The organism is Helicobacter sp. CaF467b (genome assembly GCF_022664765.1).
GTDB lineage: Bacteria > Campylobacterota > Campylobacteria > Campylobacterales > Helicobacteraceae > Helicobacter_D > Helicobacter_D colisuis.
In genome coordinates, this window is sequence record NZ_JALAIY010000001.1 from 656,008 (window position 1) to 678,759 (window position 22,752).

At 33.3% G+C, this 22,752-nt stretch carries 23 protein-coding genes and 1 pseudogene; 15 read left to right on the forward strand and 9 right to left on the reverse strand.

Going from position 1 to position 22,752, the window contains the following annotated elements:
- The 6 genes and pseudogenes from MKD52_RS03435 to ribA all read right to left on the reverse strand — a co-directional run.
- Nucleotides 1–174 (reverse strand): annotated as a pseudogene (locus tag MKD52_RS03435) (autotransporter domain-containing protein); the annotation flags it as partial.
- On the reverse strand, nt 168–476 hold the full coding sequence (locus tag MKD52_RS03440) for a phage virion morphogenesis protein (RefSeq protein ID WP_242099255.1): 309 nt from the start codon (nt 474–476) through the stop codon (nt 168–170). The pseudogene MKD52_RS03435 and the gene MKD52_RS03440, both read right to left, overlap by 7 nt.
- Before the next feature lie 149 nt (nt 477–625).
- Nucleotides 626–1,762: a phage minor head protein gene (locus MKD52_RS03445; protein ID WP_242099256.1), complete on the reverse strand. Its 1,137-nt coding sequence runs from the start codon at nt 1,760–1,762 to the stop codon at nt 626–628.
- Entirely contained in the window at nt 1,755–2,060 is a 306-nt protein-coding gene (locus MKD52_RS03450; protein WP_242099257.1) for a hypothetical protein, read from the reverse strand. Before MKD52_RS03450 ends, MKD52_RS03445 begins: the two co-directional genes overlap by 8 nt.
- A gap of 182 nt (nt 2,061–2,242) precedes the next feature.
- Complete coding sequence (locus MKD52_RS03455) at nt 2,243–3,463, reverse strand: molybdopterin molybdotransferase MoeA (protein WP_242099258.1); 1,221 nt, start codon at nt 3,461–3,463, stop codon at nt 2,243–2,245.
- A 9-nt stretch (nt 3,464–3,472) separates the two neighbouring features.
- Complete coding sequence (ribA, locus tag MKD52_RS03460; protein WP_112058040.1) at nt 3,473–4,060, reverse strand: GTP cyclohydrolase II; 588 nt, start codon at nt 4,058–4,060, stop codon at nt 3,473–3,475.
- A 135-nt stretch (nt 4,061–4,195) separates the two neighbouring features.
- Here ribA and hypB point away from each other — a divergent pair, with 135 nt between their 5' ends.
- Nucleotides 4,196–4,885, forward strand: a complete 690-nt coding sequence (hypB, locus tag MKD52_RS03465; protein ID WP_242099259.1) for a hydrogenase nickel incorporation protein HypB — start codon at nt 4,196–4,198, stop codon at nt 4,883–4,885.
- Nucleotides 4,863–5,135 carry a HypC/HybG/HupF family hydrogenase formation chaperone gene (locus MKD52_RS03470; RefSeq protein WP_112058042.1) on the forward strand — a complete coding sequence of 91 codons (273 nt, stop codon included), beginning with the start codon at nt 4,863–4,865 and terminating at the stop codon, nt 5,133–5,135. The genes hypB and MKD52_RS03470 overlap by 23 nt, the downstream gene beginning before the upstream one ends.
- Nucleotides 5,136–5,168: 33 nt before the next feature.
- Here the strand turns inward: MKD52_RS03470 and fumC are convergent, their stop codons facing one another.
- Nucleotides 5,169–6,560 carry a class II fumarate hydratase gene (fumC, locus tag MKD52_RS03475; RefSeq protein WP_242099260.1) on the reverse strand — a complete coding sequence of 464 codons (1,392 nt, stop codon included), beginning with the start codon at nt 6,558–6,560 and terminating at the stop codon, nt 5,169–5,171.
- Nucleotides 6,561–6,804: 244 nt separating this feature from the next.
- Between fumC and MKD52_RS08580 the strand changes: the two genes are divergently transcribed.
- Nucleotides 6,805–7,899 carry a methyl-accepting chemotaxis protein gene (locus MKD52_RS08580; protein ID WP_112058044.1) on the forward strand — a complete coding sequence of 365 codons (1,095 nt, stop codon included), beginning with the start codon at nt 6,805–6,807 and terminating at the stop codon, nt 7,897–7,899.
- 44 nt (nt 7,900–7,943) lie between these two features.
- Here the strand turns inward: MKD52_RS08580 and MKD52_RS03490 are convergent, their stop codons facing one another.
- The gene (locus MKD52_RS03490; protein WP_112058045.1) at nt 7,944–8,996 is read right to left on the reverse strand and encodes an NAD-dependent epimerase; all 1,053 of its coding nucleotides are present in this window, start codon (nt 8,994–8,996) and stop codon (nt 7,944–7,946) included.
- Nucleotides 8,993–10,117: an alanine--glyoxylate aminotransferase family protein gene (locus MKD52_RS03495; protein ID WP_112058046.1), complete on the reverse strand. Its 1,125-nt coding sequence runs from the start codon at nt 10,115–10,117 to the stop codon at nt 8,993–8,995. The genes MKD52_RS03490 and MKD52_RS03495 overlap by 4 nt, the downstream gene beginning before the upstream one ends.
- A gap of 262 nt (nt 10,118–10,379) precedes the next feature.
- Between MKD52_RS03495 and MKD52_RS03500 the strand changes: the two genes are divergently transcribed.
- The 12 genes from MKD52_RS03500 to MKD52_RS03555 all read left to right on the forward strand — a co-directional run bounded on the left by MKD52_RS03500 (nt 10,380) and on the right by MKD52_RS03555 (nt 22,684).
- Nucleotides 10,380–11,483 carry an ABC transporter substrate-binding protein gene (locus MKD52_RS03500; RefSeq protein ID WP_242099261.1) on the forward strand — a complete coding sequence of 368 codons (1,104 nt, stop codon included), beginning with the start codon at nt 10,380–10,382 and terminating at the stop codon, nt 11,481–11,483.
- A 9-nt stretch (nt 11,484–11,492) separates the two neighbouring features.
- Nucleotides 11,493–12,392, forward strand: a complete 900-nt coding sequence (locus tag MKD52_RS03505; protein ID WP_112058048.1) for a branched-chain amino acid ABC transporter permease — start codon at nt 11,493–11,495, stop codon at nt 12,390–12,392.
- A gap of 16 nt (nt 12,393–12,408) precedes the next feature.
- Nucleotides 12,409–13,608 (forward strand): branched-chain amino acid ABC transporter permease, encoded by a 1,200-nt coding sequence (locus MKD52_RS03510; protein ID WP_242099262.1) that lies wholly within the window; start codon nt 12,409–12,411, stop codon nt 13,606–13,608.
- Entirely contained in the window at nt 13,608–14,381 is a 774-nt protein-coding gene (locus MKD52_RS03515; RefSeq protein ID WP_242099263.1) for an ABC transporter ATP-binding protein, read from the forward strand. Before MKD52_RS03510 ends, MKD52_RS03515 begins: the two co-directional genes overlap by 1 nt.
- Nucleotides 14,368–15,063, forward strand: coding sequence for an ABC transporter ATP-binding protein (locus MKD52_RS03520; protein WP_242099264.1), 696 nt, complete (start codon nt 14,368–14,370; stop codon nt 15,061–15,063). Before MKD52_RS03515 ends, MKD52_RS03520 begins: the two co-directional genes overlap by 14 nt.
- Before the next feature lie 121 nt (nt 15,064–15,184).
- Nucleotides 15,185–15,604 carry a 50S ribosomal protein L13 gene (gene rplM / locus MKD52_RS03525; RefSeq protein WP_112058052.1) on the forward strand — a complete coding sequence of 140 codons (420 nt, stop codon included), beginning with the start codon at nt 15,185–15,187 and terminating at the stop codon, nt 15,602–15,604.
- 9 nt (nt 15,605–15,613) lie between these two features.
- Nucleotides 15,614–16,003 carry a 30S ribosomal protein S9 gene (gene rpsI, locus MKD52_RS03530; RefSeq protein WP_112058053.1) on the forward strand — a complete coding sequence of 130 codons (390 nt, stop codon included), beginning with the start codon at nt 15,614–15,616 and terminating at the stop codon, nt 16,001–16,003.
- Nucleotides 15,957–18,059 (forward strand): dolichyl-diphosphooligosaccharide--protein glycosyltransferase subunit STT3, encoded by a 2,103-nt coding sequence (locus MKD52_RS03535; protein ID WP_242099265.1) that lies wholly within the window; start codon nt 15,957–15,959, stop codon nt 18,057–18,059. The genes rpsI and MKD52_RS03535 overlap by 47 nt, the downstream gene beginning before the upstream one ends.
- A gap of 1 nt (nt 18,060) precedes the next feature.
- Complete coding sequence (asnB, locus tag MKD52_RS03540; RefSeq protein WP_242099266.1) at nt 18,061–19,884, forward strand: asparagine synthase (glutamine-hydrolyzing); 1,824 nt, start codon at nt 18,061–18,063, stop codon at nt 19,882–19,884.
- Nucleotides 19,885–20,009: 125 nt separating this feature from the next.
- Complete coding sequence (locus MKD52_RS03545) at nt 20,010–20,426, forward strand: universal stress protein (RefSeq protein WP_112058056.1); 417 nt, start codon at nt 20,010–20,012, stop codon at nt 20,424–20,426.
- 264 nt (nt 20,427–20,690) lie between these two features.
- Nucleotides 20,691–21,032 (forward strand): DUF485 domain-containing protein, encoded by a 342-nt coding sequence (locus MKD52_RS03550; protein ID WP_242099267.1) that lies wholly within the window; start codon nt 20,691–20,693, stop codon nt 21,030–21,032.
- Between the two features lie 2 nt (nt 21,033–21,034).
- Nucleotides 21,035–22,684: a cation acetate symporter gene (locus MKD52_RS03555; RefSeq protein ID WP_242099268.1), complete on the forward strand. Its 1,650-nt coding sequence runs from the start codon at nt 21,035–21,037 to the stop codon at nt 22,682–22,684.
- Nucleotides 22,685–22,752 lie beyond the last annotated feature (68 nt).

Sequence of the window (22,752 nt, forward strand, 5' to 3'; positions counted from 1 at the left end):
ATTTACTCCTGCAAATGGTTTTACAAACCAGCTATTACTAAAATCAAATACTTTACCTACATTTGCACTCAATCCAAAGAATTTTTGATCAAAGTCTGAAGTGTTGATACCAGCAATGCTTGTAACATCTTGATCAGTTTTACCTAATTGTCCATATGCTTTTAAGTTTAATTCCCAATAGATGCATATTCTTTGTTGGTTCCAATGGTTACGCTTTGATTTCCTAGTTTGTAAGTTAGGCTTGTGCGTAAAAGCCCACTTTGAGTAAGGATTTTATTCCCTCTTTTTTGTGCTAGGGTGGCAGGTGCATTCGCTTTCCATCTCTCTCCAAAAGGGCTACTTTGTTTTTCAAAGGATTCTTCACTTTTATTTTTAGTTAGGATTCCGATTTCATTTAGGATTTCTTTTTTGTTATTAAAGTCTTTTGCAAGGTTAGAAAGGCGTTTTTGGAATTCTTTTAGGGAAATGGTTTGCATTGTTAAATCCTTTGTGATATAATTAAAACATAAAGGTTTCGTCCGCAGTGGTGTATAGTCCACACCTTATTTCGCCCCAAATAAGCTAATGGTGAGAAGTAACGATAACAGACGGATTGTTATCCCCTTTATGCTAGGCTTGGGGTAGCCTAAAATTTACCGCTATTGCTTTTTATAAGACTTTGCAAAAAGATTTCATCAATAACGCTCTTTTTAAATACTGCTTTATAATAATCCCCAAAATAGCTAAAATATAAAATGTGATTATCTTTGTTCCCCTTTTGTGTTTTATACACATTAGAATCCTTTAGCAAAAAAGGTAAGAGTGAATAATCAAACTCTCCTACATTATCATGGTGCGTGTGTGTCCTTAGCGTATAGCCGCTTAAATAGACTTCTTTTGCTTTGCTTCCTAGTGCCTTTTGTAGAGATATTGGTGTTTTGGCAATACTTAGAAATTCTTTGTCATACTCTTCACTCTTTATTGCTTTTTGTCTTAAACTTTTAATAGCAAGGTAGTTTTTTTCTGCCTGCTTAATTTCCTCTTTTAAATTGTTTAGAGATTGAAGTAATGCAGGGTTATTAGCATATCTCTTAGCCTTATATTCAATAATTTGCCTAATTCCCTCATCACCCTTTAGATTCCTTGTGTCATAATTCCAATCCTTATGAGCTTTAAACTCTGGTGCTTTTGGAGAGACTTTGAGCCCTTTTGTTTTAAGTTCTGCTTGGCTTAGGGATTGCACATAACACCGACAACCCCAATCATTGGGCGGGTAATTGCTACTCCAAAAGCCATCTTCTCTAGGCAAGATAGTGCCATGTAATTTAGCATGTGATTCTCTAGTTAATCCATCCATAATAGCCACATAGCGTAAATACACTTTCCCTTTTCTTGCATACTGCTCTTTGGCTCTACCTTGAGCATTTGCACTTCGCATATTAGTGTTGTAGATATTTTTTAATCGTCTGTTATTAACATTGATAATTTTGATTTCCCCAGTTGTTTTATCTATTACCTCTGTTTTGCCTAGCCAACCCTTTTTGGCTAAATTTGGCTTAATTTCTTTTTTCCAAGATTCAAAGCTCATTCCTTCTTTTTGTGCTTTAAGCAGTGAATCTTGCATATCTTTTAGCAAATCAAGTTGCATTATTTTAGCAATGCTAAAAGCCCTCAAGTGTGCTTCGTGCATTAATTCATCATAATTAAAAGTGGTGGTAGGAATTTTTTGTTTTAAAAACTCCATATTTACCTTTGGTTCTTCTTTGAAATCAAACTCAAGCATTGAGTGCCCCATAGATTTTTGCATTGGCTATGGCTTTAGCAAATTCACTTTCTAAAAATTCTAATTGTTCCCCATTAGTTGCATTTTGGATTTTTTCCATAGCTTCTTCAAAATTTTTTGCACCTTTGATGATTTTTAGAATATCAAAATCTTGAAAAGAAACCCCCTCAATAAATTGCTCGATATTGTCTTTAAAAGCAGGATTATCTTTTATGCCTTCTTTTAAAGGCTTTTTAAAAGGGATTAAATAAGGATTTAAAGCAGAATTTGCAAAAGGGGTGGATTCTTTTTTTTCCACCTCGATATTATAATTTACTTGACTAGCAAATCAATATAAAACTAAAAAATTTAATTCACTAATTATAACCAAATTAATTTTTATTGAGTAATAAACAAATTAAAACATAGCTTAATAATCCTAGCCTTAATGTTTTAATTAAATTGTTTTTTAATCGCTAAAAGTAAGGGAGCGGGGAAGTCTTATAAAAGCAAGACTTCAATTGATTTGCCTTTTGTGGTTTGGTTTTCTAGGATTGCTAAGCCAACCCTTGAATTATCTAAAGGACAAAAATTATTTAAAATAGCACTTTGAAAGTCTTTTTTGCCAAGAAAATCAATGCTAAAAATCCCTGCTTGATTCCTTATATTGCACACTCTAAATTCTAATCTTGAATCATTTTTTTGCAAATCTTCATCTAAAGTTATTTGAATGGATTCTTGGTAAGGCTTGCTGCCACAAAGTTTTGCTAGAATGATTTTTACAAAAAGTTCAAAAGTTACTAGGGTGGAGTTTGGAAAACCCGGTAATCCAAAAAACTGCTTCCCCCCAAAATGTGCATAAAGAACATGCTGACCTGGTTTAATACGCACTCCTCTAAAAACTACTTGTTCTTTTTGTTGCTGTGAAATTTGCCTAATAAAATCATAATCCCCAACACTTGCACCCCCTGTAGAGAGAATTAAATCGCATTCTCTTAGCGCGGTTTGGAGGCAAGATTGGATTTGCTCTTTGTCGTCTTTTAAAATCGGGTATAGCTTTGGGATTCCGCCATTTTCTAGAATCTTTGCATAAAGTAAATGTCCATTTGCATTGTAAATGGAATTTGGAGAATCCTTACTTTCTCCAAGCTCTAAAATTTCATTTCCATTGACTAAAATCCCCACTTTTGGTCTTTCATAGACTTCGACAAAGACTTGATTGAGACTTGCTAAAAGTCCGATATGATGAGAATTTATTTTCGTTCCTTTAGAGAGAAGTTTTTCGCCTTTTTTGTAGTTATCACCTTTTTTGCGGATAAATTCTCCTATTTTTGGAATCTGCTTGATAATGATGTGATTACCCTTGATTTCTGCCCATTCTATTGGCACGAGTATATCAGCGTTTTTGGGGATTGTTGCACCTGTGAAAGTTTTTATCGCGCAAGGTTTGTTGGTAGGAAGTTCTAAGATTTCTTTGTTTCCTGCTGGATTTTCTTGTAAGATTTCAAAGCACTCATTAATGTTTTTTAACATAGCAGAATAAATTGCATATCCGTCCATATTAGAGAGATTAAGTATGGGCATATCATTAGGAGCAAAAATATCTTGTGAGAGGATTCTGTTTAGTGATTCGTGCAAAAAAACTCTCTCTATACCTTTAGGGTAGATATTTTGCGAATTTAGGATTTCTTTAGCTTGTAAGTATGAAATTTTTTCTTGCATAGTTTGCCTTTAGAGAAGATGACCCATTTTTTCTTTTTTGACTTCAAGGTAATGTGCATTGTGTTTATTGCAAGGAATAATAATAGGTGCGCGCTCTACTTCTATAAAGCTTGAGAAATAATTAATTTTTGTAGGATTGTTTGTAAGAAGGCGGATTTTTGTAAGATTGTAATATTCTAAAATGGTTTTTACAATGGAATAATCTCTCTCATCGCCTTTGAAACCTAATTTTAAATTAGCTTCTAGAGTATCTAGTCCTTCATCTTGTAGCGCATAGGCATTAACCTTGTTAAAAAGTCCTATTCCACGACCTTCTTGGCGCAGATAGATTACCATTCCTTGTTCTTTGGCGATGAGTTTTAGCGCTTCTTGCAATTCTCCACCACAATCGCATTTTAAGCTTCCTAGCGCATCTCCAGTTAAGCATTCTGAATGCACTCTAACTAGGGGATTTTGTGGAATCTCTTTGGTTTTGATAACAAGGTGCTCAAGTAAATAAGTTTCATCGGATATTATTTTGGTTTCTCTAAAAGATCGTATCTTAAAATTTCCAAATTGTGTTGGAAGATTAGCTTCATTTGAAATTTGAATATTCATTAATTTTGCCTCAATAAATAAAATGATAATTGCTTTTAAAAAAATGGTAATTTAGCTAATTTGTGATAAAAAAGCAAGAAGTTATTTTATTTTTGATAAAATCGCTGGCGAAATTTTTAGAATCTAAGGTGTTTTATGGATAATCTTAGTAAAAAAAGTATTGAAGTGGGTATGCGGATTCTCTCAAAAAATGATGAAGAAGCAATTAAGCTAAGACAAACTTATCAAAACAATGATTTATTTGTAGTGAATCTTATGAGCTCTCCTGGAAGTGGTAAAACAACCTTGTTAGAAAACATTGCTAAGAATCAATTGTTGGATTTTAGTGTGATAGAAGGAGATTTGCAAACTAATCGCGATGCAGAGAGATTGGCAAAATATGGAGTAAATGCTTATCAGATTACAACAGGTGAGGCTTGCCATTTGGAAGCATTAATGGTTAAAGATGCTTTGGAGAAATTGCAAGAACAAGGAGATTTTAAAAAATTTTTGTTTATAGAGAATGTGGGTAATTTGGTGTGTCCTGCAAGTTATGATTTGGGAGCAAATATGAATATTGTTTTGCTTTCTACTTCAGAGGGTGATGACAAGGTCTTGAAATATCCTACAATCTTTTTGTGTGCAGATGCAGTGGTGATTTCTAAGAGTGATTTAATAGAGGTTTTTGAATTTCAAATTTCACGAGTTAAAGAGGATTTAGAAAAGCTTAAAAAAGAGATTCCTTTGTTTTTAATCTCAAAAAATAACTCTGATTCTATAAGAGAATTTTGTGAATTTTTAAAATCAAGTAAGGAGAAAAACTATGTGTCTAGCCATACCTTCTAAAGTGATTGCTATTAATTTAGATACTAACACTGCTACATTAGACACACTTGGGGTAACTCGTGAAGCGAGTTTGGATTTGATGAATGAAGAAGTGAATGTTGGGGATTATGTGCTTTTGCATATTGGCTATGTGATGGGAAAAATTGATGAAGAACAAGCCAAGCTCTCGCTAGAGACTTATGAAGAAATTATTAAGTCTATTGAGGAAGAAGAGAAAGAATTGCAAAACGCAAATGCCAGGAGAGATTAATGTAAGGTTATTTAAGGGAATAATCCCTTAAATTTAAGCTTTAGGTCCAATCATTTTGCTAGGATCAACATATTGATTAAAATCTTCTTCGCTAACTAATCCTAATTCCTTAGCACTTTCTTTGAGTGAGATTCCTTTTTTGTGTGCGTTTTTGGCTACTTTAGCAGCATTTTCATATCCGATGTGTGGATTTAAGGCAGTTACTAACATTAATGAATTGTGTAAATTATAATCAATTTTTTCTTTATTAGCAGCGATTCCAATGGCACAATGGAGATTAAAAGAAAGGATTGAATCAGCAAGTAAATCAAGACTTTGAAGGAAATTATAGATAATAACAGGCTTAAAGACATTGAGTTCAAAATTACCTTGACTTGCTGCAAAACCAATGGCTGTATCATTGCCCATAACTTGCACAGCTACCATTGTAATGGCTTCACATTGAGTGGGATTGACTTTACCAGGCATTATAGAGCTTCCAGGTTCATTTTCTGGGATATTGATTTCTCCAAGACCACATCTAGGACCACTTGAAAGCCAGCGAATGTCGTTTGCAATTTTCATTAAATTAGCAGCTAGACCTTTCATTGCGCCATGAGTGAAGTTAATTGCATCGTGGCTTGTTAGGGCGTGAAATTTGTTGGGACTAGAGATGAATTTTGTGCCCAATAATTGACTTAATTCTTCGCTTACCATTTCGCTTAATTGCGGATGTGCATTAAGTCCTGTTCCTACGGCTGTTCCACCGATAGCTAATTCTCTTAAACTGGGCAAAGAAGAAAGGATTTGGGTTTTAGAATGCTCTAGCATAGAGAGATAACCACTAAACTCTTGACCTAAAGTGAGTGGAGTTGCATCTTGTAAATGTGTTCTACCAATTTTAATAATCTCTTTAAAATCTTCCACTTTTTGTTTAAATGTGTTTATAAGTGTATCAATTGCGGGAATCAATTTTTTCTCTACTTGCGTAACAGCAACTATGCTCATTGCAGTTGGAAAAGTATCATTAGAACTTTGAGACATATTAACATGATCATTTGGGTGGATAAGTTTTTCTTTTCTGAAATCACCCCCTAAAATTTCTGTGGCACGATTTGCTATGACTTCATTAAGATTCATGTTACTTTGTGTGCCAGAGCCAGTTTGCCAAATTGCTAGTGGGAAATTATCATCAAATTTACCCGCAATAATTTCATCACACGCTTGAGCGATGGCATTTTTTTTGTTTTCTGGCAATTTTTTTAGTTTGCAATTGACAATTGCAAGGGATTTTTTAAGGTGAGCAAAAGCATAAATAAGCTCTTTTGGCATTTTTTCAATCCCAATTTTAAAGTTTTCAAAACTCCGTTGTGTTTGTGCGCCCCAATATTTATCATTAGGAACTTTAACTTCGCCCATTGTGTCATGTTCGCTTCTATAATCCATATTAAACTCCAAAAATTAAAATAATGCTAATATTAAATCCAAAAAAACTATAAAATTTGCTTAGAATTTTTGTTAAAAATTATTTAACCTAAATTTAAGTTTGATTCTTAAGTGTGAATTAAAACTATTTTAATTAAATATTAGTTAGAATCCACAAGTCCAAGCGTATTTGGCGCATTTGGTAGTGGTATCTTTAAGATTTTTTTTAAGGGTGCAAAGTATTTTATTTTAAGGAGAAGTGTTAATGTTTGATGGGAAATGTAAAGCGGAATTGCAAAAGGCATTGGAGGAAAATAAGCTTTTGAGAGCTGAAATTCAAAAGTTGAAAGAGGAAAATAGAAATTTGCAAGAGCAAATTGAAGCAAACTCCAAAAATGAAGAACATAACGATAGTGATATTGAAATTTTTAAAGATATGACTTTGAGATTGGCAAAGAGTTGTAGCACAAATCTTAAAACTTTACAAGATGATTTTGCAAAATCTGTGGATTTACTTTATAGTGCTAAAGATTTTGCGACTGAGAATATTAAACATACAACTCAAACTCAAAGTGTTATGATTGAAGGGCTTTCAAATATGACAGCCAAACTTTCTGATTTTAATAATATGATTACACAAGTGCAAAATGATTTTACAGCTATCTCTAGTGTAATTTCCCTTATCACTGATATTTCTGATCAAACTAACCTTCTTGCCTTGAATGCAGCTATTGAAGCAGCAAGGGCAGGGGAACACGGCAGAGGATTTGCGGTTGTTGCTGATGAGGTAAGAAAATTGGCAGAACGCACACAAAAAGCAACCAAAGAAATTGAGATGAATATTCAAGTGGTGCAACAAAACTTCTCAGAAGTGCAAACTTCTACCGATGAAATTATTAAAGAAATGGAAGTTTTGGGGACACAAAATGAAACTTTAGAAAAAATTCAAAGTTCAGCAGCTCAAATTAGTCAAGGAACACAACAAATTTTAACTACAACTTTTATAGGGCTTGTTAAGCTTGATCACTTACTCTTTAAGATTAATGGTTACAGTGCTGTCTTTACTGAAGATATGGAGGTTAAATTTGTTGGTCATCATGATTGTCGTTTGGGTAAATGGTATGATAGCGGAAATGGTAAAGAATATTATTCTACATTGCCTAGTTATCCACTTCTTGAAGCACCACATCAAGGTGTTCATGACAATATCATTGCGGGTTATGAAGTTATGAAAAGCCATGGTGGAACCAAAAATTGCATGGAAGAAATTAGTAAATATTTCAAACAGGCAGAAATTGAAAGTAACAATGTAATCAAATACCTTGATAATCTTGCTGCAGAAAAGAGTGCAACTCTCTAATTTGGATTAATCTTTAAATCTCTCGATTAAAGAGAGATTTAAAATTAGACTTCAAAAAATTCTCGATACCATTTTACAAAGTTTTTAATTCCTGTTTGAATGGAAGTGTTAGGTTTGTAGTTTAGCTCACTAACTAAGTCATCGACATTAGCATAAGTCGCAGGGACATCCCCGGCTTGTAGAGGGAGCATATTTTTCTTAGCAACTTTGCCAACTTCTTTTTCAATAGCTTCAATAAAATCCATCAGTTTAACGGGATTGTTATTGCCAATATTATAGATTTTATAAGGTGCTTTTGAGCTGTGTGGATCTGGATTCTTGCCATTCCATTGTGGATTTGGCGTAGGGACATTATCAATCACTCTTACAACACCCTCTACAATGTCATCAATATAAGTAAAATCTCTTAGCATTTCTCCGTGATTAAAAACATCAATGGGTTTATCTTCTAAAATGGCTTTGGTAAAGAGAAATAATGCCATATCAGGACGCCCCCAAGGACCATAAACGGTGAAAAATCGTAATCCAGTTGTAGGAAGATTGAAAAGGTAAGAGTAAGTGTGAGCCATTAATTCATTACTTTTTTTACTTGCTGCATAAAGACTAATAGGATGATCTACATTATCGCTTGTGCTAAAAGGCATTGATTCATTAAGCCCATACACCGAAGAGCTTGAAGCATAGGCTAAATGTTTAATGTTATGATGTCTGCAAGCTTCTAAAATATTTACAAAGCCTACAATATTGCTATCAATATAGGCATATGGATTAACCAAAGAATACCGCACCCCAGCTTGTGCAGCAAGATTACAAACTTTATCAAACTTTTCTTTTTCAAAGAGCGAAAAAAGTTTCTCTTTATCTTCTAATTTGAGGTTGATAAAGCGATAATTGGGATATTTCTCACTTTGAATAAGAGTATTGTATGCAATTTTTTCTTGTAAAATTCCGGCATTTTGTAGTCTGCCATATTTGATTTTTATATCATAATAATCATTAATGCAGTCAAGTCCAATGACTTCATCTCCTCTTTGAATAAGCTTCAATGCAAGAAATGAACCAATAAATCCTGCCGTTCCTGTAACTAAGATTTTCATTTTTGCCCTTGATTTTTGATTTTATAATATTGTTCTAGGAAAATTTGATTGGCAAAACCATTAAACTTGCGTCGCCCAATTTTTTCAAGGCTTAATTCAATAGCATTAATAACCCAAGAAATTTCACTTAAAGGCACCATTCCCATATGATTGATTCTAAAGATTTTACCCTTTAGATGATCTTGTCCTCCAGCTATATTAACAGAAAATTCATTTTTAAGAATCTTTCTAATCTCATCACTTTGTTCATCGGCAATTGTAGTCATTGCAAGGGCGGGTATTGTAGGATAGATTCTTAAATTAATTCCCTCTAATGCTGTATCGCAAGCTAGAGATCTTGCTTTGGTGTCTTTATAAATATTTTCAAAGCCGATTCTTTTTGCCTCTTGTAAAAACGCACAAAGTCCTATGATGATGGTTGTTGGTGCTGTCCAAGCAGTAGTATTTTTTATTTGATTTTTAAGTTCGGTTTTAAGATTGAAATAGAATCCCACATTGCGTCTTTCTATTTTTTCAATAGCCTTTTGACTAAGTCCTATAATACTCATACCAGGAGGGAGCATAAAAGCCTTTTGCGAACCACCGATGAGTGCATCAACACAACTAACATCAAGCGGTTCTACTCCCATAGCCGTGATTCCATCAACAATAACCATAATTTCAGGATTAAAGTCTTTAATGGCTTTGGCAATAATTTCATAAGAATGTCTTAAGCCACCTGCACTCTCACACACTTGGATACAAAAAGCATCAATTTCGGGATTATTGTTTAAGGCTTCCATTACCGAATCTAGACTTGCAGGAATATCCCATGGATTTTTGATTTCAATACAAGGGATTCCAAAGCTATTGGCGATTTTTCCAAATCTTTCTCCAAATTTTCCACTATTAATGCTAAGAAGTTTGTTTTCGCAAAGCGAGGTTACACACGCTTCCATTGCTCCACTTCCAGAGCTTGCAAGCATTAAAACTTCTTGTGTTTTTAGCATTTCTTTAAGAAGATTCCTTGTGGTAGCAAAAATTTCTTCAAATTCTTGTGTACGATGATGAATAGTTGGAGCACTCATTGCAAGACGCACAAATTCAGGGGTAGGAGTAGGTCCTGGAGTAAAAAGTAACATGTTTTATATCCTTTAGAAATATAGAGTATAAAGTGCAAAATTATACCAATAAAATTTAAAGGGAGTTTTAAAGGAATTAATATAGAAATTTGAAATTTATATTAGAGTTTAAAAATGCTGTGAAGTAGAAAATTAAGCAAAAATATCATAAAATTGTAATACTTCAAATAAAATAATCACAAAACTTTATGTTTTTAAAGAATATTTTAAAGTAAGGCTTTTTACAATAAGAGCTTTTAAAAATATTTTGGGAGTTGTTCAAATGAAAAAGATTTTTTTATCAATGGCTTTAGCAAGTAGTTTTATGTTTGCAGAAGAAGTTAAAATTGGTGTTGTGTTGCCTGTTAGTGGTGCCGTTGGTGGTTTTGGTGAGCTTGGTAAGCGTGGGATTGATCTTGCTTATAAAGCACAAAATAAAACAAAAAATGGAGATCCTATTAAGATTGTTTTTGTGGATAATAAAAGCGATAAGATTGAATCGGCTAATGCTATGCAAAAGCTAGTTTCTAGTGATAAGGTTAGTGTTGTTATTGGTCCTATGATTTCAACTAATGCACTTGCTATGACAAAGATTGCCGATGATAATCAAACCCCACTTATTGCACCAGTTGCAACTAATGATAGAGTAACAAAGGGTAAAAAATTTGTTTCAAGAATCTCTTTTGCAGATAGTTTCCAAGGGATTATAGCGGCAAATTTAGCTTTTAAAGATTTAGGAGCCAAGAAAGCTGCAATATTATTTGATAATAGCAGTGATTATTCTATAGGGCTAACAAAGTCTTTTAGGAATCAGTTTAAAAAGCTAGGCGGACAAATTGTAATTGAAACAAATGCTCAAGCAGGAACTAAAGACTTCAAAGCGCAACTTTCAAGCATTAAAGCGGCTAATCCTGATGTTTTATATTTGCCAATTTATTACAATGAAGGTGCTTTGATTGCTTTACAAGCCAAACAGCTTGGAATCTCAATCCCTACAATTGGTGGTGATGGATTAGTTTCTAATCAAATCTTTTTTGATGTAGCAAAAGAAGCGGGTGAAGGTTATATGGTAACTGATTATTATTCTACAAGTTCTAAGCAAACACCCAAAGGCGAGGCGTTTATCAAAGAATATGAAGCCACTTATAATGAACCTGTAAGCACTTTTAGTGCTATGCTTGCAGATGCTTATGGAATAGCAGTGGCTGCTATTGAAGAATGTGGGGCTCAAGATCGGGTATGTATTAATGATAAGATTCGCAATGTAAAAGATTATGAAGGAATTAGTGGTAAATTTTCACTTCAAAATGGTGAGGCAATCCGTAGCGCTGTTATTAATCAAGTTCAAAATGGTAAATTAGTTTATAAAACAACAATTGAACCATAAGGTAATATTTTGGATATTTTGACTTTTATACAACAATGTATTAATGGATTGAGTCTTGGGAGTATGTATGCGCTTATAGCCATTGGTTATACAATGGTTTATGGGTGTTTGCGTTTGATTAACTTTGCTCATGCTGATATTATTATGGTTGGAGCATTTTTGAGCTTTTTTGCAGTAAGCTCCCTTGGGCTCCCTTTTTATGCTTCAGTTATTTTTGCAGTTTTAGCCTGTATGCTTTTGGGAGTGGGGATTGATAGAATAGCTTATCTTCCCTTGCGCTCTGCACCTAGAATCTCCATGTTGATTACCGCAATTGGCGTTAGTTTCTTTTTGGAAAATATTTTTAATGTTTTGTTTGGTTCAACTCCACGTTTTTTTAGCTCTCCAGAATTTTTTACAAAAACTTTTAGTTTTTCTAATATTAGCATCACTTATATTACAATAATTGTTCCTATAGTAACCTTGTTTTTATTGGTAGTGTTGTTGCAGTTTTTGTATCGAACAAAGCAAGGAATGGCTATTAGAGCCACCGCATTTGACATTAATACAGTGCGATTAATGGGTATTAATGTAAATAATATCATTGGACTTGTTTTTATTATTGGGAGTGCTTTAGCAGGGATTGGCGGAATCTTTTATGCCATTTCTTATCCTACTATTGATCCATTAATGGGAGTTATGATTGGTTTAAAAGCTTTTGCTGCAGCGGTTTTAGGTGGAATTGGAAGTGTGGGTGGTGCAGTGCTTGGTGGATTTATTTTGGGCTTTACTGAAGTAATGGCAGTGGCTGTATTCCCAGAACTTGGAGGATATAAAGATGCTTTTGCATTTTTATTTTTGATTCTTGTTTTGCTTTTCCGTCCGGTTGGAATCATGGGCGATTGGCGTCTAGAAAAAAGTCGTTTTTAATAGGGGATTTAAGATAATGAACAAATGGCAGAAATTTTATGATTCAAACCCTGTAAGTGCGACTTTAGGTGGGCATTTTTTACTTTATGTTAGTGTGATTGTAGTTTTGTTTTTAGCACAATGCTTTTTAAATGATTATGTCTTAAGAATTTTTAATAACATTTTGATTTTTATTATCCTTGCTGTGAGCTATAACTTGATTAATGGTGTAACAGGGCAGCTTTCTTTGGAGCCTAATGGCTTTGTGGCAATTGGGGCTTACATTACAGCTTTAATGCTTTTAGACGAAGATTCAAAGCTTGGAATGTTTGATTTAGCCGATCCACATCCTTTTGTTCTAAGCATGAATAGTGAATTGCTTCCTGCTTTGCTTTGTAGTGGATTAGTGGCGGCTTTTATTGCTGTTTTGTTGGCTTTTCCTGTCTTTAGAGTAAGAGGTGATTATTTGGCTATTGTAACTTTGGGTTTTGGTTTTATTATTAAAATTTTAGCAATTAATAATCCTGAATGGACAAATGGCGCAATTGGGTTAAATGAGATTCCAAATGATGCTGATTCTGTGGTGGGTGGATTGCGAAGTTTAATGCAAGGCTGGATAGCTTCTCCAAATATTCCTGAATTCCTTAAAGAGTCTTTGGCTTTTGTCTATAAACATTCTTTTGAAAATGGTGCGGACATTACCGTGCTTTTTTGGAGTGGTATTTTAGCAGTAGCAGCAGTTATTTTGATTTTGCAAGTTGTGTCTTCTAAGTATGGCAGAGCGATGAAAGCAGTCAGAGATGATGAAGATGCTGCTATTGCCATGGGTGTTAATACTTTTAAAATCAAAACTTTTGCCTTTTCTACGAGTGCGTTTTTAGAAGGGGTTGGAGGTGGATTAATGGCAGCTTTATTGACCACCATCGATCCTAAAATTTTTGGTTTTGAGCTAACTTTTCAGCTTTTAATTATCATTGTGCTTGGTGGGCTTGGTAGCACAAGTGGTGCGATTTTGGGTGCCATTTTGGTTATTGGTGGAGGAGAGTGGCTTAGATTTTTAGATCAACCTTTGGTGTTTTTTGGGACAGATTTTGGAACCTATCCTGGTTTAAGAATGGTATTTTTCTCTTTGATTTTACTTGTTATTATGCTTTTTGCAAGAGAAGGAATCATGGGTAAAAAGGAAATATGGGATTTGAAACCTAGATTTTTTGGAATCTTTGGCAGGAGAGCGTGATGGCATTACTAGAGTTAGAGAATGTAAGTATTGCTTTTGGTGGATTAAAGGCGATTGATAATGTAAGTTTTAAAGTAAAAGAAGATACGATTTTTGGATTAATTGGTCCAAATGGTGCGGGTAAAACCACGATGTTTAATATTATTACTGCTAATTATAAGCCCACAAGTGGCAAAGTAACATTTTGTGGGCGAAATATTTCTAGATTTAAACCTAATACTATTGTTAATTTAGGTATAGCAAGAACTTTTCAAAATATACGACTTTTTACTTCAATGAGTGTGTTAGAGAATGTTATGATTGGATTACACAATGAAGCAAAATATAGTTTTTTTGAAGCAATGTTTAGAGTGGGTAGATATTTTAAAGAAGAAAAAAGAATCAAAAACAAAGCAATTGAGTTGCTAGAATATTTGGGACTTGGAGATAAGATTAATTTGCCTGCTAATTCTTTGAGTTATGGAAATAGTCGTAAGGTTGAAATTGCAAGAGCATTAGCCACTAATCCTAAAATACTTTTGTTAGATGAACCTGCAGCAGGTATGAATCCAAAAGAAACCGAAGAATTATGTGAGTTAATTTTAAAAATGAAAAAAGACTTTAATTTAAGTGTGTTGTTGATTGAACATGATATGCCTTTTGTAAATAAGCTTTGTTCTGAAGTATTGGTTTTAGATTATGGTAAAAAGCTCTTTAGTGGAACACCCCAAGAAGCAATTAATGATAAGCAGGTTATTACTGCATATTTAGGGGATTATTATGCTAAAAATTGAAAATCTAGAAGTCTATTATGGCTTAATTGCCGGATTAAAAGGGATTAATTTTCATATTGAAGAGCACGAGATTATTACGCTTATTGGAAGCAATGGTGCAGGAAAAACTTCAACTCTCAATGGAATTGTCCATAGTGTTAAAACCAAGGGAAAAGTTTATTTTTTTGGAGCGGATATTTCAAATATTCCTACTCATAAAATTATTCAGCGAGGAATCGCGCTTGTCCCAGAAGGAAGACATATTTTTGTAAATCTTAGTGTGGATGAGAATTTGAGAATGGGCGCTTATAATAATGATGAAAATTTTTTAGCAATGAAAGAAAAAATGTATTCTCTTTTTCCTCGCTTAAAAGAGCGTTATAAACAAATGGCAGGCACAATGAGTGGTGGAGAGCAGCAAATGCTTGCTATTGCTAGAGCGTTAATGAGTGAGCCAAAGCTTTTGATGCTTGATGAGCCAAGCCTTGGATTAGCACCTAAAGTAGTGGGAGAACTCTTTGAGATTATTAGTAATTTAAGGGAGAATGGCATTACGATTTTATTAGTAGAGCAAAATGCCTTTGCAGCTTTGAGAGTGGCAAATAGGGCTTATGTTCTTGAAAATGGTAGAATTACAATGGATGGTGATGCAAAAGATATTTTGCAAAACCCAGAAATTAAAAAACTTTATTTGGGCGGATAATTAGAGAATTTTAATAGAAACGCTAATTTTTAATTAAATAAAACTTAATTTAAGTGAAAATTAATATTTTTTGATTATAATTTCAAGCTTTAATCAATGAATTTTATATAAAGGTAACGCAATGAATATTACCAAAATGGCAAAAGCCAATGAAATCAAACGCGAGTGGATTGTGCTTGATGCAGAGGGAAAAACTTTTGGACGCCTTATTACAGAGGTTGCAACATTATTGAGAGGAAAGCATAAGCCTTGCTATACTCCAAATGTAGATTGTGGCGATTTTGTCGTTGTTATTAATGCACCTAAGGCAAAATTTAGTGGTATGAAGCTAGATGATAAAGAATATTTTACACATTCTGGTTATTTTGGAAGCACAAAATCCAAGACACTTAAAGAAATGCTAGAGAAACACCCAGAAAAACTTTATAAATTAGCAGTTCGCGGTATGCTTCCTAAGACAAAGTTGGGTCGGGCAATGATTAAGAAGCTTAAAGTTTATTGTGATGCAAATCACCCTCACACTGCACAAGTATCAAAGTAAGGATAGAAAATGGCAAAGATTTATGCAACAGGAAAAAGAAAAACAGCAATTGCTAAAGTATGGCTAACTACAGGAAGTGGAAAGCTTAGCATTAATGGTATGAGCTTGAATGATTGGTTAGGTGGTCATGAGGCTATTAAAATGAAAGTAATGCAGCCATTGCTTCTTACTAAGCAAGAAAAGAGTGTGGATATTGTTGCTACTGCAATGGGAAGTGGTTATTCTGCACAAGCAGAAGCATTGCGACATGGGATTTCAAAAGCATTAGCTGCTTATGATACAAATTTTCGCGCTATTCTTAAGCCAAAAGGTTTGCTTACGAGAGATTCAAGAGTTGTTGAGCGCAAAAAATATGGTAAAAGAAAAGCAAGAAGAAGTCCTCAATTCTCAAAAAGATAATCAATTTCCAAGCTTTGGCTTGGATTTTATCGCTCCTATTCTTAGAAATTTGAAAAATCACCTTTTTACTAGATTAATCTCTCACTCATTTTTCTGGCATTTTATTTTACTTTTTATCATTTTTTTATTGCCACTTTTATTCCACTATTTTGATTATTCGATACTTTCAAAAGATTCTCAAAATTTTTTTGAAAATACCTTAATACTTACTTCCTATGATTCTTATTTTTATGCCAAAGGGGTAAAAGAATTTTTAGAAACTTTTAATTTGAGTTTGCCTTATTTATCTATTTTAGGCGGAATATTGACAAAAATTTTTGGACTTGAAAATACGCTAGTATGGAGCAGTGTTATTTTGAGTGCTAGTTTTGGTGTGGTGCTGTATTTTCTGATTTTTGCAGTTTTGGAATATTTGGGGATTCTTACCAAAAAAACTAATCAAATTTTTGCTTTTTTGGGTGCAATTCTTGGAGTATTATCACCACATTTTTATCAACGCAATGGCGCTGGATATTTTGATACAGATATGCTAATACTCTCTTTGCCACTTTTAGCGGTCATTTGTCTTTGGCAATATCTTGTTAAAAGGCAGTTTTATTTTTTGGTTTTTTTTAGTCTTGCTACATTTTTATCAGTTGGTTGGCATAATGGAATCCAAAATCTTTTATTGGTTGGATTCTTATTGTATGTGGGTTATGAGCTTTTTAACATTCTTTTTTTTAAACAAGCTAAAAGTCCGATTTTAGTTATTTCTAGTCTTTTTTTGATTGTTTTAAGCCCCTCTCCTTATAGTTTTTTTGTTTTATTATTAGCATTAATTGCTCTTTATTTCGAGAGATTAAAAATATCTTTGGTTGTTTTTTGTCTTGCTTGTGGTTATGCGTATTTTTTCGGGCTTTTTAATCCGATGATTGCGCAGCTAAAGGCTTATTTGTTTGGTGAGATTCAATATTCTAAAGCTTTTATTTATGCCTCTGTGGTGGAGAGTATTTTAGAGACAAGCAAAGCAAATTTTGCAATTTTAATGCAAAGAAGTGGGGGAGTTGGGTTATTTTTTTTGGGATTAATTGGATTTGTTGGGTTTGGATTTTATTACTCGCTTGTGAGAAAAAATTTTATTTATTTGTGTATTTTTTTATTTCCTTTTTTATTGTTGGGCTTTGCTACTTTAAAGCTTGGTGTGCGGTTTAGCTTTTTTTTATCACCCATTTTGGCTTTGGGGTGCGTGTTGTTGGTTGTTGGATTTTTGGGGATTATTCAGAGATTTTTAAAAATCATCTTGCTTGTTTTTGCGGGAATAGTAGCTATGTGGATTGCAAATTTGGAATATGAGATTCCAAAGCCTATTTTAAAAGCCCAAGAAATTGAAGCTTTTAAGGCATTGCCTTTTGGTTTAAATGATATTGTTTTTGTGTGGTGGGATTATGGCTATGCGTTAGAGTATTTTACGCAGGCGCAAACATTGCTTCATGGTGGGCGTCATTCTGGGATTGTGAATTATCCAATCGCAGAAATTTTACTTAATCATTCAGAAATTTTAGGCAAGAATCTCTCTTTGCTTTTAGCGCAAAAAATGCAAGAGATTCCAAAAAGTCAGTGGAATCGGATTTTTGAAATCATTTTAAAACAAGAAAAAGAGACACCACAGGCTTTCTTGGGGAAATTGGCTTTGAATGATTTTAGGATTAATTGCTATTCTAAAGGGGAAGTTTATTGGATTTTACCTAAGCGAATGTTGTTTTTAGCGGCAAATATTAATGGTTTTAGAAATGTAGATTTAGAAAGCGGAAAAAGAATCAAAGAAGGGGTTTTTTTATATGAAAAAACAAATTCAAAAACAAAAGAAGAATATGTGTTATTTAAAGATTTTTATTTAAAAAAGATTCAAAATGGTACTTTAGATGCCAAGCTTATTTTTAAAGATATACAATTTGTTATGGATTTTGATTATTTAAAAAGTAATTTGATACAATGGTTGGTTTTTAGAAATAATCCTATGATGAATTTAGTCTTTGAAAATGAGAGTATTTTAGTCTATCAAATACCAAAGGAATAAAATGTGTGGAATCGCTGGAAGCCTTAATATGCCTAAGATGACTTTAGATAAAGTTTATTCTTTAATGTCTCATAGAGGACCCAATGCAAAAGGGATATTAGAGGAGATGACAAAGGGTGGATTTTTGCAGTTTTTTCACGCAAGACTAAGCATTCAAGATTTAAGCAAAGAATCTAATCAACCTATGAATTTAGAGCATTTGAGTATTGTTTTTAATGGAGAGATTTATAATCATATGGAGTTAAGAAGAGAGCTTTCTTGCACTTTTAAAACTCATAGTGATACCGAGACAATTTTGGCTTTGTATTTGCATTATGGTATTGATTTTTTGGATAAATTAGATGGAATGTTTGCATTTGTAATCTTTGATAGAAAAGAGCACAAGCTAGTTTTAGCGCGCGATAGAATGGGAAAAAAACCACTTTTTTACTATCAAAAAGCAGAATCATTTGGCTTTGCAAGTGAATTAAACACGCTAGTTGGAATAAAAAAAATGGAGATAGATAGAGATTCTTTAGCCTTTTTTTTACAAAGTGGTTTTTTTTATCAAGATGGTGCGCCTTATAGAGATGTTTTTTCTTTGCCTAATGGACATTATGGAATTTATGATTTAGCAAATCATTATTTAAAGATTCAGAGTTATTTTGATTTAAAAGCAATTTATGAGCAACCCAAAAAAACAAATTTGCAAGAATCTTTGGAGGCTTGTGAAACGCTATTAAAACAAAGCATAAAAAATAGGCTTTTGTCTTCGGATTTGGAAGTGGGGGCATTTTTAAGTGGTGGGATTGATAGCTCATTGATTGTGGCTTTAGCTAGTGAGATAAATCCAAATTTGCGCACTTTTACCATTTCATTTGATGGTACTTATGATGAGAGTAGTTTAGCAGAAATGACAGCAAAGAGATACCACACTAATCACACAACTTTAAAGATTAGCACGGATTTGAAGCAAGATATTTTTAAGATTTTGCAAAATTATGGGCGACCTTTTGCTGATAGCTCAGCGATTCCTAGCTATTATGTTGCAAGGGAGGCAAAAAAATATTTAAGTGTGATTTTAAATGGTGATGGAGCAGATGAGCTTTTTGGGGGTTATCGGCGTTATGTTGGGCATTTGCTTATTCCAAAAACTAAAGCTTTGGGTGGTGCTTTGGGATTATTTCCCAAACCTAGAGAGAAAAAATCACTTTATAATTACTTTTATCGTCTTTTGCAAATGGCACGCCATTATCAAAAAGATTTTAAATCTTATTATTTGAGTGCGACAACAGATATTTTTGAAGGGTATTTTAGTTTTGAAACACACTTAAATGATTTTTTTAATCAAGATTTGGAATCGACTTTTTGCTCCAAAATTTCCCCACTCTCACAAATGCTTTTGCTAGATTCACAATGTCTTTTATTAAGTGATTTACTACCTAAGATGGATATTGCCACAATGGCAAATTCGTTAGAGGGTCGCTCTCCTTTTCTTTCTAAAATGCTAGTAGAATTTGCCCCTGCTTTAGATGATTCTCTAAAAATAAAAGGCAAAAAAACAAAATATCTTTTGCGGCTTTTAGCACAGAAATATTTAGATGCAGAAGTCTATAATGCTCCAAAAAGAGGCTTTGAAGTGCCTCTAAAACAATGGATTAATGGAGAATTAAAAGAAATTATTTTGCAGGTTTTACAAAAACCAAGCATTAGCGATCAATTTCTTTCTAAAGATGAGATAGATGAGATTTGCTTTGGTTCTAAAATCCCTAGTGAGAAGCGCGCTAAAATGCTGTGGAGTTTATTTGCGTTAGAAGTGTGGTATCAAAAATATTTAGAATATTAAGCTATTTTGCGAAGACTTGATTTTAATAAGTGATTAAACTTTTCTGTTTTTAAAGGCTTTTGGTTAGTGGGGATTAAAATTATATTTTTTATGTTAGAATCCTTAAAAAATAAAGGAGTTTTTAAATGAAAAAGATTTTATTTGCGGTGGATGACACAAAAGCTTGTCAAAAAGCAGCAGAATTTGTGGTGAATTTTTTTGGAGATAGGGAGGATTGTGCCATTACTATTATTCATGTCAAAACTCCCATTATGCTTTATGGCGAAGCTGCATTAGCTGCATATGAGGATATTGAAAAAAAGGAAAATGAGGAAAGTGATCGCTTGTTGGAGGATTTTAGTGCGATTTTTACTAATAAAGGCGTTAATATTAAGCAAGAGTTGCTAGAAGGTGAGGCAGTTTCAGAAGTGTTAAATTATGCCAAAGATTTTGACTTACTAGTTATTGGTCAAAGTGAAGAGAGTTTTTGGAATAAAATTTTCTCTACTAATCAAAATGATCTTTCCCAAAAGTCTCCCATTTCAATTCTTATTGCAAAATAATTCCTAAATTACTACTAGTTTCCAAGAATCTTTGATTCTTGGCATATTTATCTCTTTTGTCTTTCTTATCTATTTTTTTTGACTTTTTTTGACTTTTGGGTGATTCTCTATTTTAAAAATAGTGTTACAAAAATATACAAATAATTAATTATGTTACTTATTGTAAATATTAATCTTATATTATTATTTAAAATTATTAAATTATTTTTATATTTTTGAGTTTTTTTGTAACATTTATATGAACTTTTTAGTAAAGGATATTAAATGGAACAAAAATATTTAGAATCGGTTCAAAAATATAAAAGCTTTGTAGCCTTTAGGAGTAAGGTTAGCTTAATATTGTCTTTAGTTATTTTGCTTTGTTATTATGTATTTTTGTTAAGTATTGGGATTTTCCCGGAAGTTTTGGGTTATCGTGTTGGTCCTAGTGCTATTACCCTAGGGATTATTCTTGGAATCTTTTTAATCGTGTTGTGTATTTTAGCAACAGGGCTTTATACTTTTTTTGCAAATTGGTATTTTGATAAAATGCAAAAAGAAACCATAGAAGATTTGGAAAAAAGTGGGGCGTTAGAAGACTTGAAAAATGGGAAGATAAAGGAGTAAAAATGAAAAAAATTCTTGGAATCTTTTTGGGATTAATTAGTGCAGGTTTTGGGGCAGGATTTGATATGGAAAATGTCGCAATATCAGAGTTTAACCCCATTGCGGTAACATTGTTTTTGATTTTTGTGTTAGCCACGCTTGGGATTACGTATTATTCTAACAAAAAAAGTCAAAGTGCCAGTGGCTTTTACACAGCTGGTGGTAATATTACAGGTATGCAAAATGGGACAGCAATTGCTGGAGATTTTATGAGTGCGGCTAGTTTTTTAGGGATTACAGCACTAGTTTTTACTAATGGATTTGATGGCTTAATTTATTCTATAGGATTTTTAGCGGGTTGGCCTATTATTCTTTTTTTAATAGCAGAAAAATTTAGAAATTTGGGTAAATTTACTTTTGCAGATATTACTGCCTATCGTTTAGAATCAAAACCAATTCGTATTATTTCGGCGGTTTCTGCTTTAAGTGTTATTGTTTTCTACCTTATTGCACAAATGGTTGGTGCGGGGCAGTTGATTCAGATTCTCTTTGGGCTTCCTTATGGGGCTGCAGTAATTATTGTAGGAATCTTGATGATTTGTTATGTTACCTTTGGTGGAATGCACGCTACAACTTGGGTTCAAATCATAAAAGCGATTTTATTGCTAGGCGGTGCCACTTTTATGGCAATTATGATTTTGTATCTTACTAAGTTTGATTTGAGTTATTATTTTAATCAAGCCATACAGAATCATTTGCAAGGGGAAAAAATAATGTTGCCTGGAGGATTCTTGCCTGATAGTATTTCAGCTATTTCTTTGGGACTTGCCTTGATGTTTGGGACAGCTGGATTACCCCATATTTTGATGAGATTTTTCACAGTGAAAGATGCCAAAGAGGCTAGAAAATCTGTTTTTTATGCCACTGGTTTAATGGGATATTTTTATATTCTAACTTTCATTATTGGTTTTGGGGCAATTGCACTTTTGCTTGGTAATCCTCAATTTACCAATGTAGATGGTAGTTTTAATGGGATTACTAATATGGTTGCAATCACTCTAGCAAAAGTATTGGGTGGAGATATTTTTTATGGTTTCATTTCTGCAGTTGCTTTTGCGACGATTTTGGCTGTGGTAGCTGGGCTAGCTATTTCTGGAGCGGGAGCTATTAGTCATGATTTGTTTGTAAATGTTTGCAAAAATGGTGTGTGCGATCCTAAACTAGAAATGAAGGTAACTAAAATTTCAACAATTGGAATTGGAATTTTTGCAATTTTACTTGGAATTATCTTTGAAAAACAAAATGTTGCTTTCACGGTTGGACTTGCTTTTGCGATTGCAGCAAGTGTGAATTTTCCAATTTTGCTTTTGAGTATTTATTGGAAGAATCTTACAACTAAGGGTGCATTTTGGGGAGGATTGATTGGATTAATTTCTGTTTTGGTGATGGTGATTTTAAGTCCTAGTATTTGGATTAAAAGCTTTGGGTTTAGTGAAGCGATTTTTCCTTATGATCATCCTGCGATTTTTTCAATGCCTATTACTTTTATTTTAATTTATATTATTTCCAAGCTTGATAATTCGCAAAGAGCTAAGATTGACAAAGAAGGATTTGCAGCACAAGATTTTAGAGCGCAAAGTGGAGTAGGGATTAGCGAGGCGGTTGCACATTAAGATTTGAGTGAGTTTTTCTATTAGCATCTATTATGATGAATAGAAAAACTCTGCATAGAGCTTTAGTG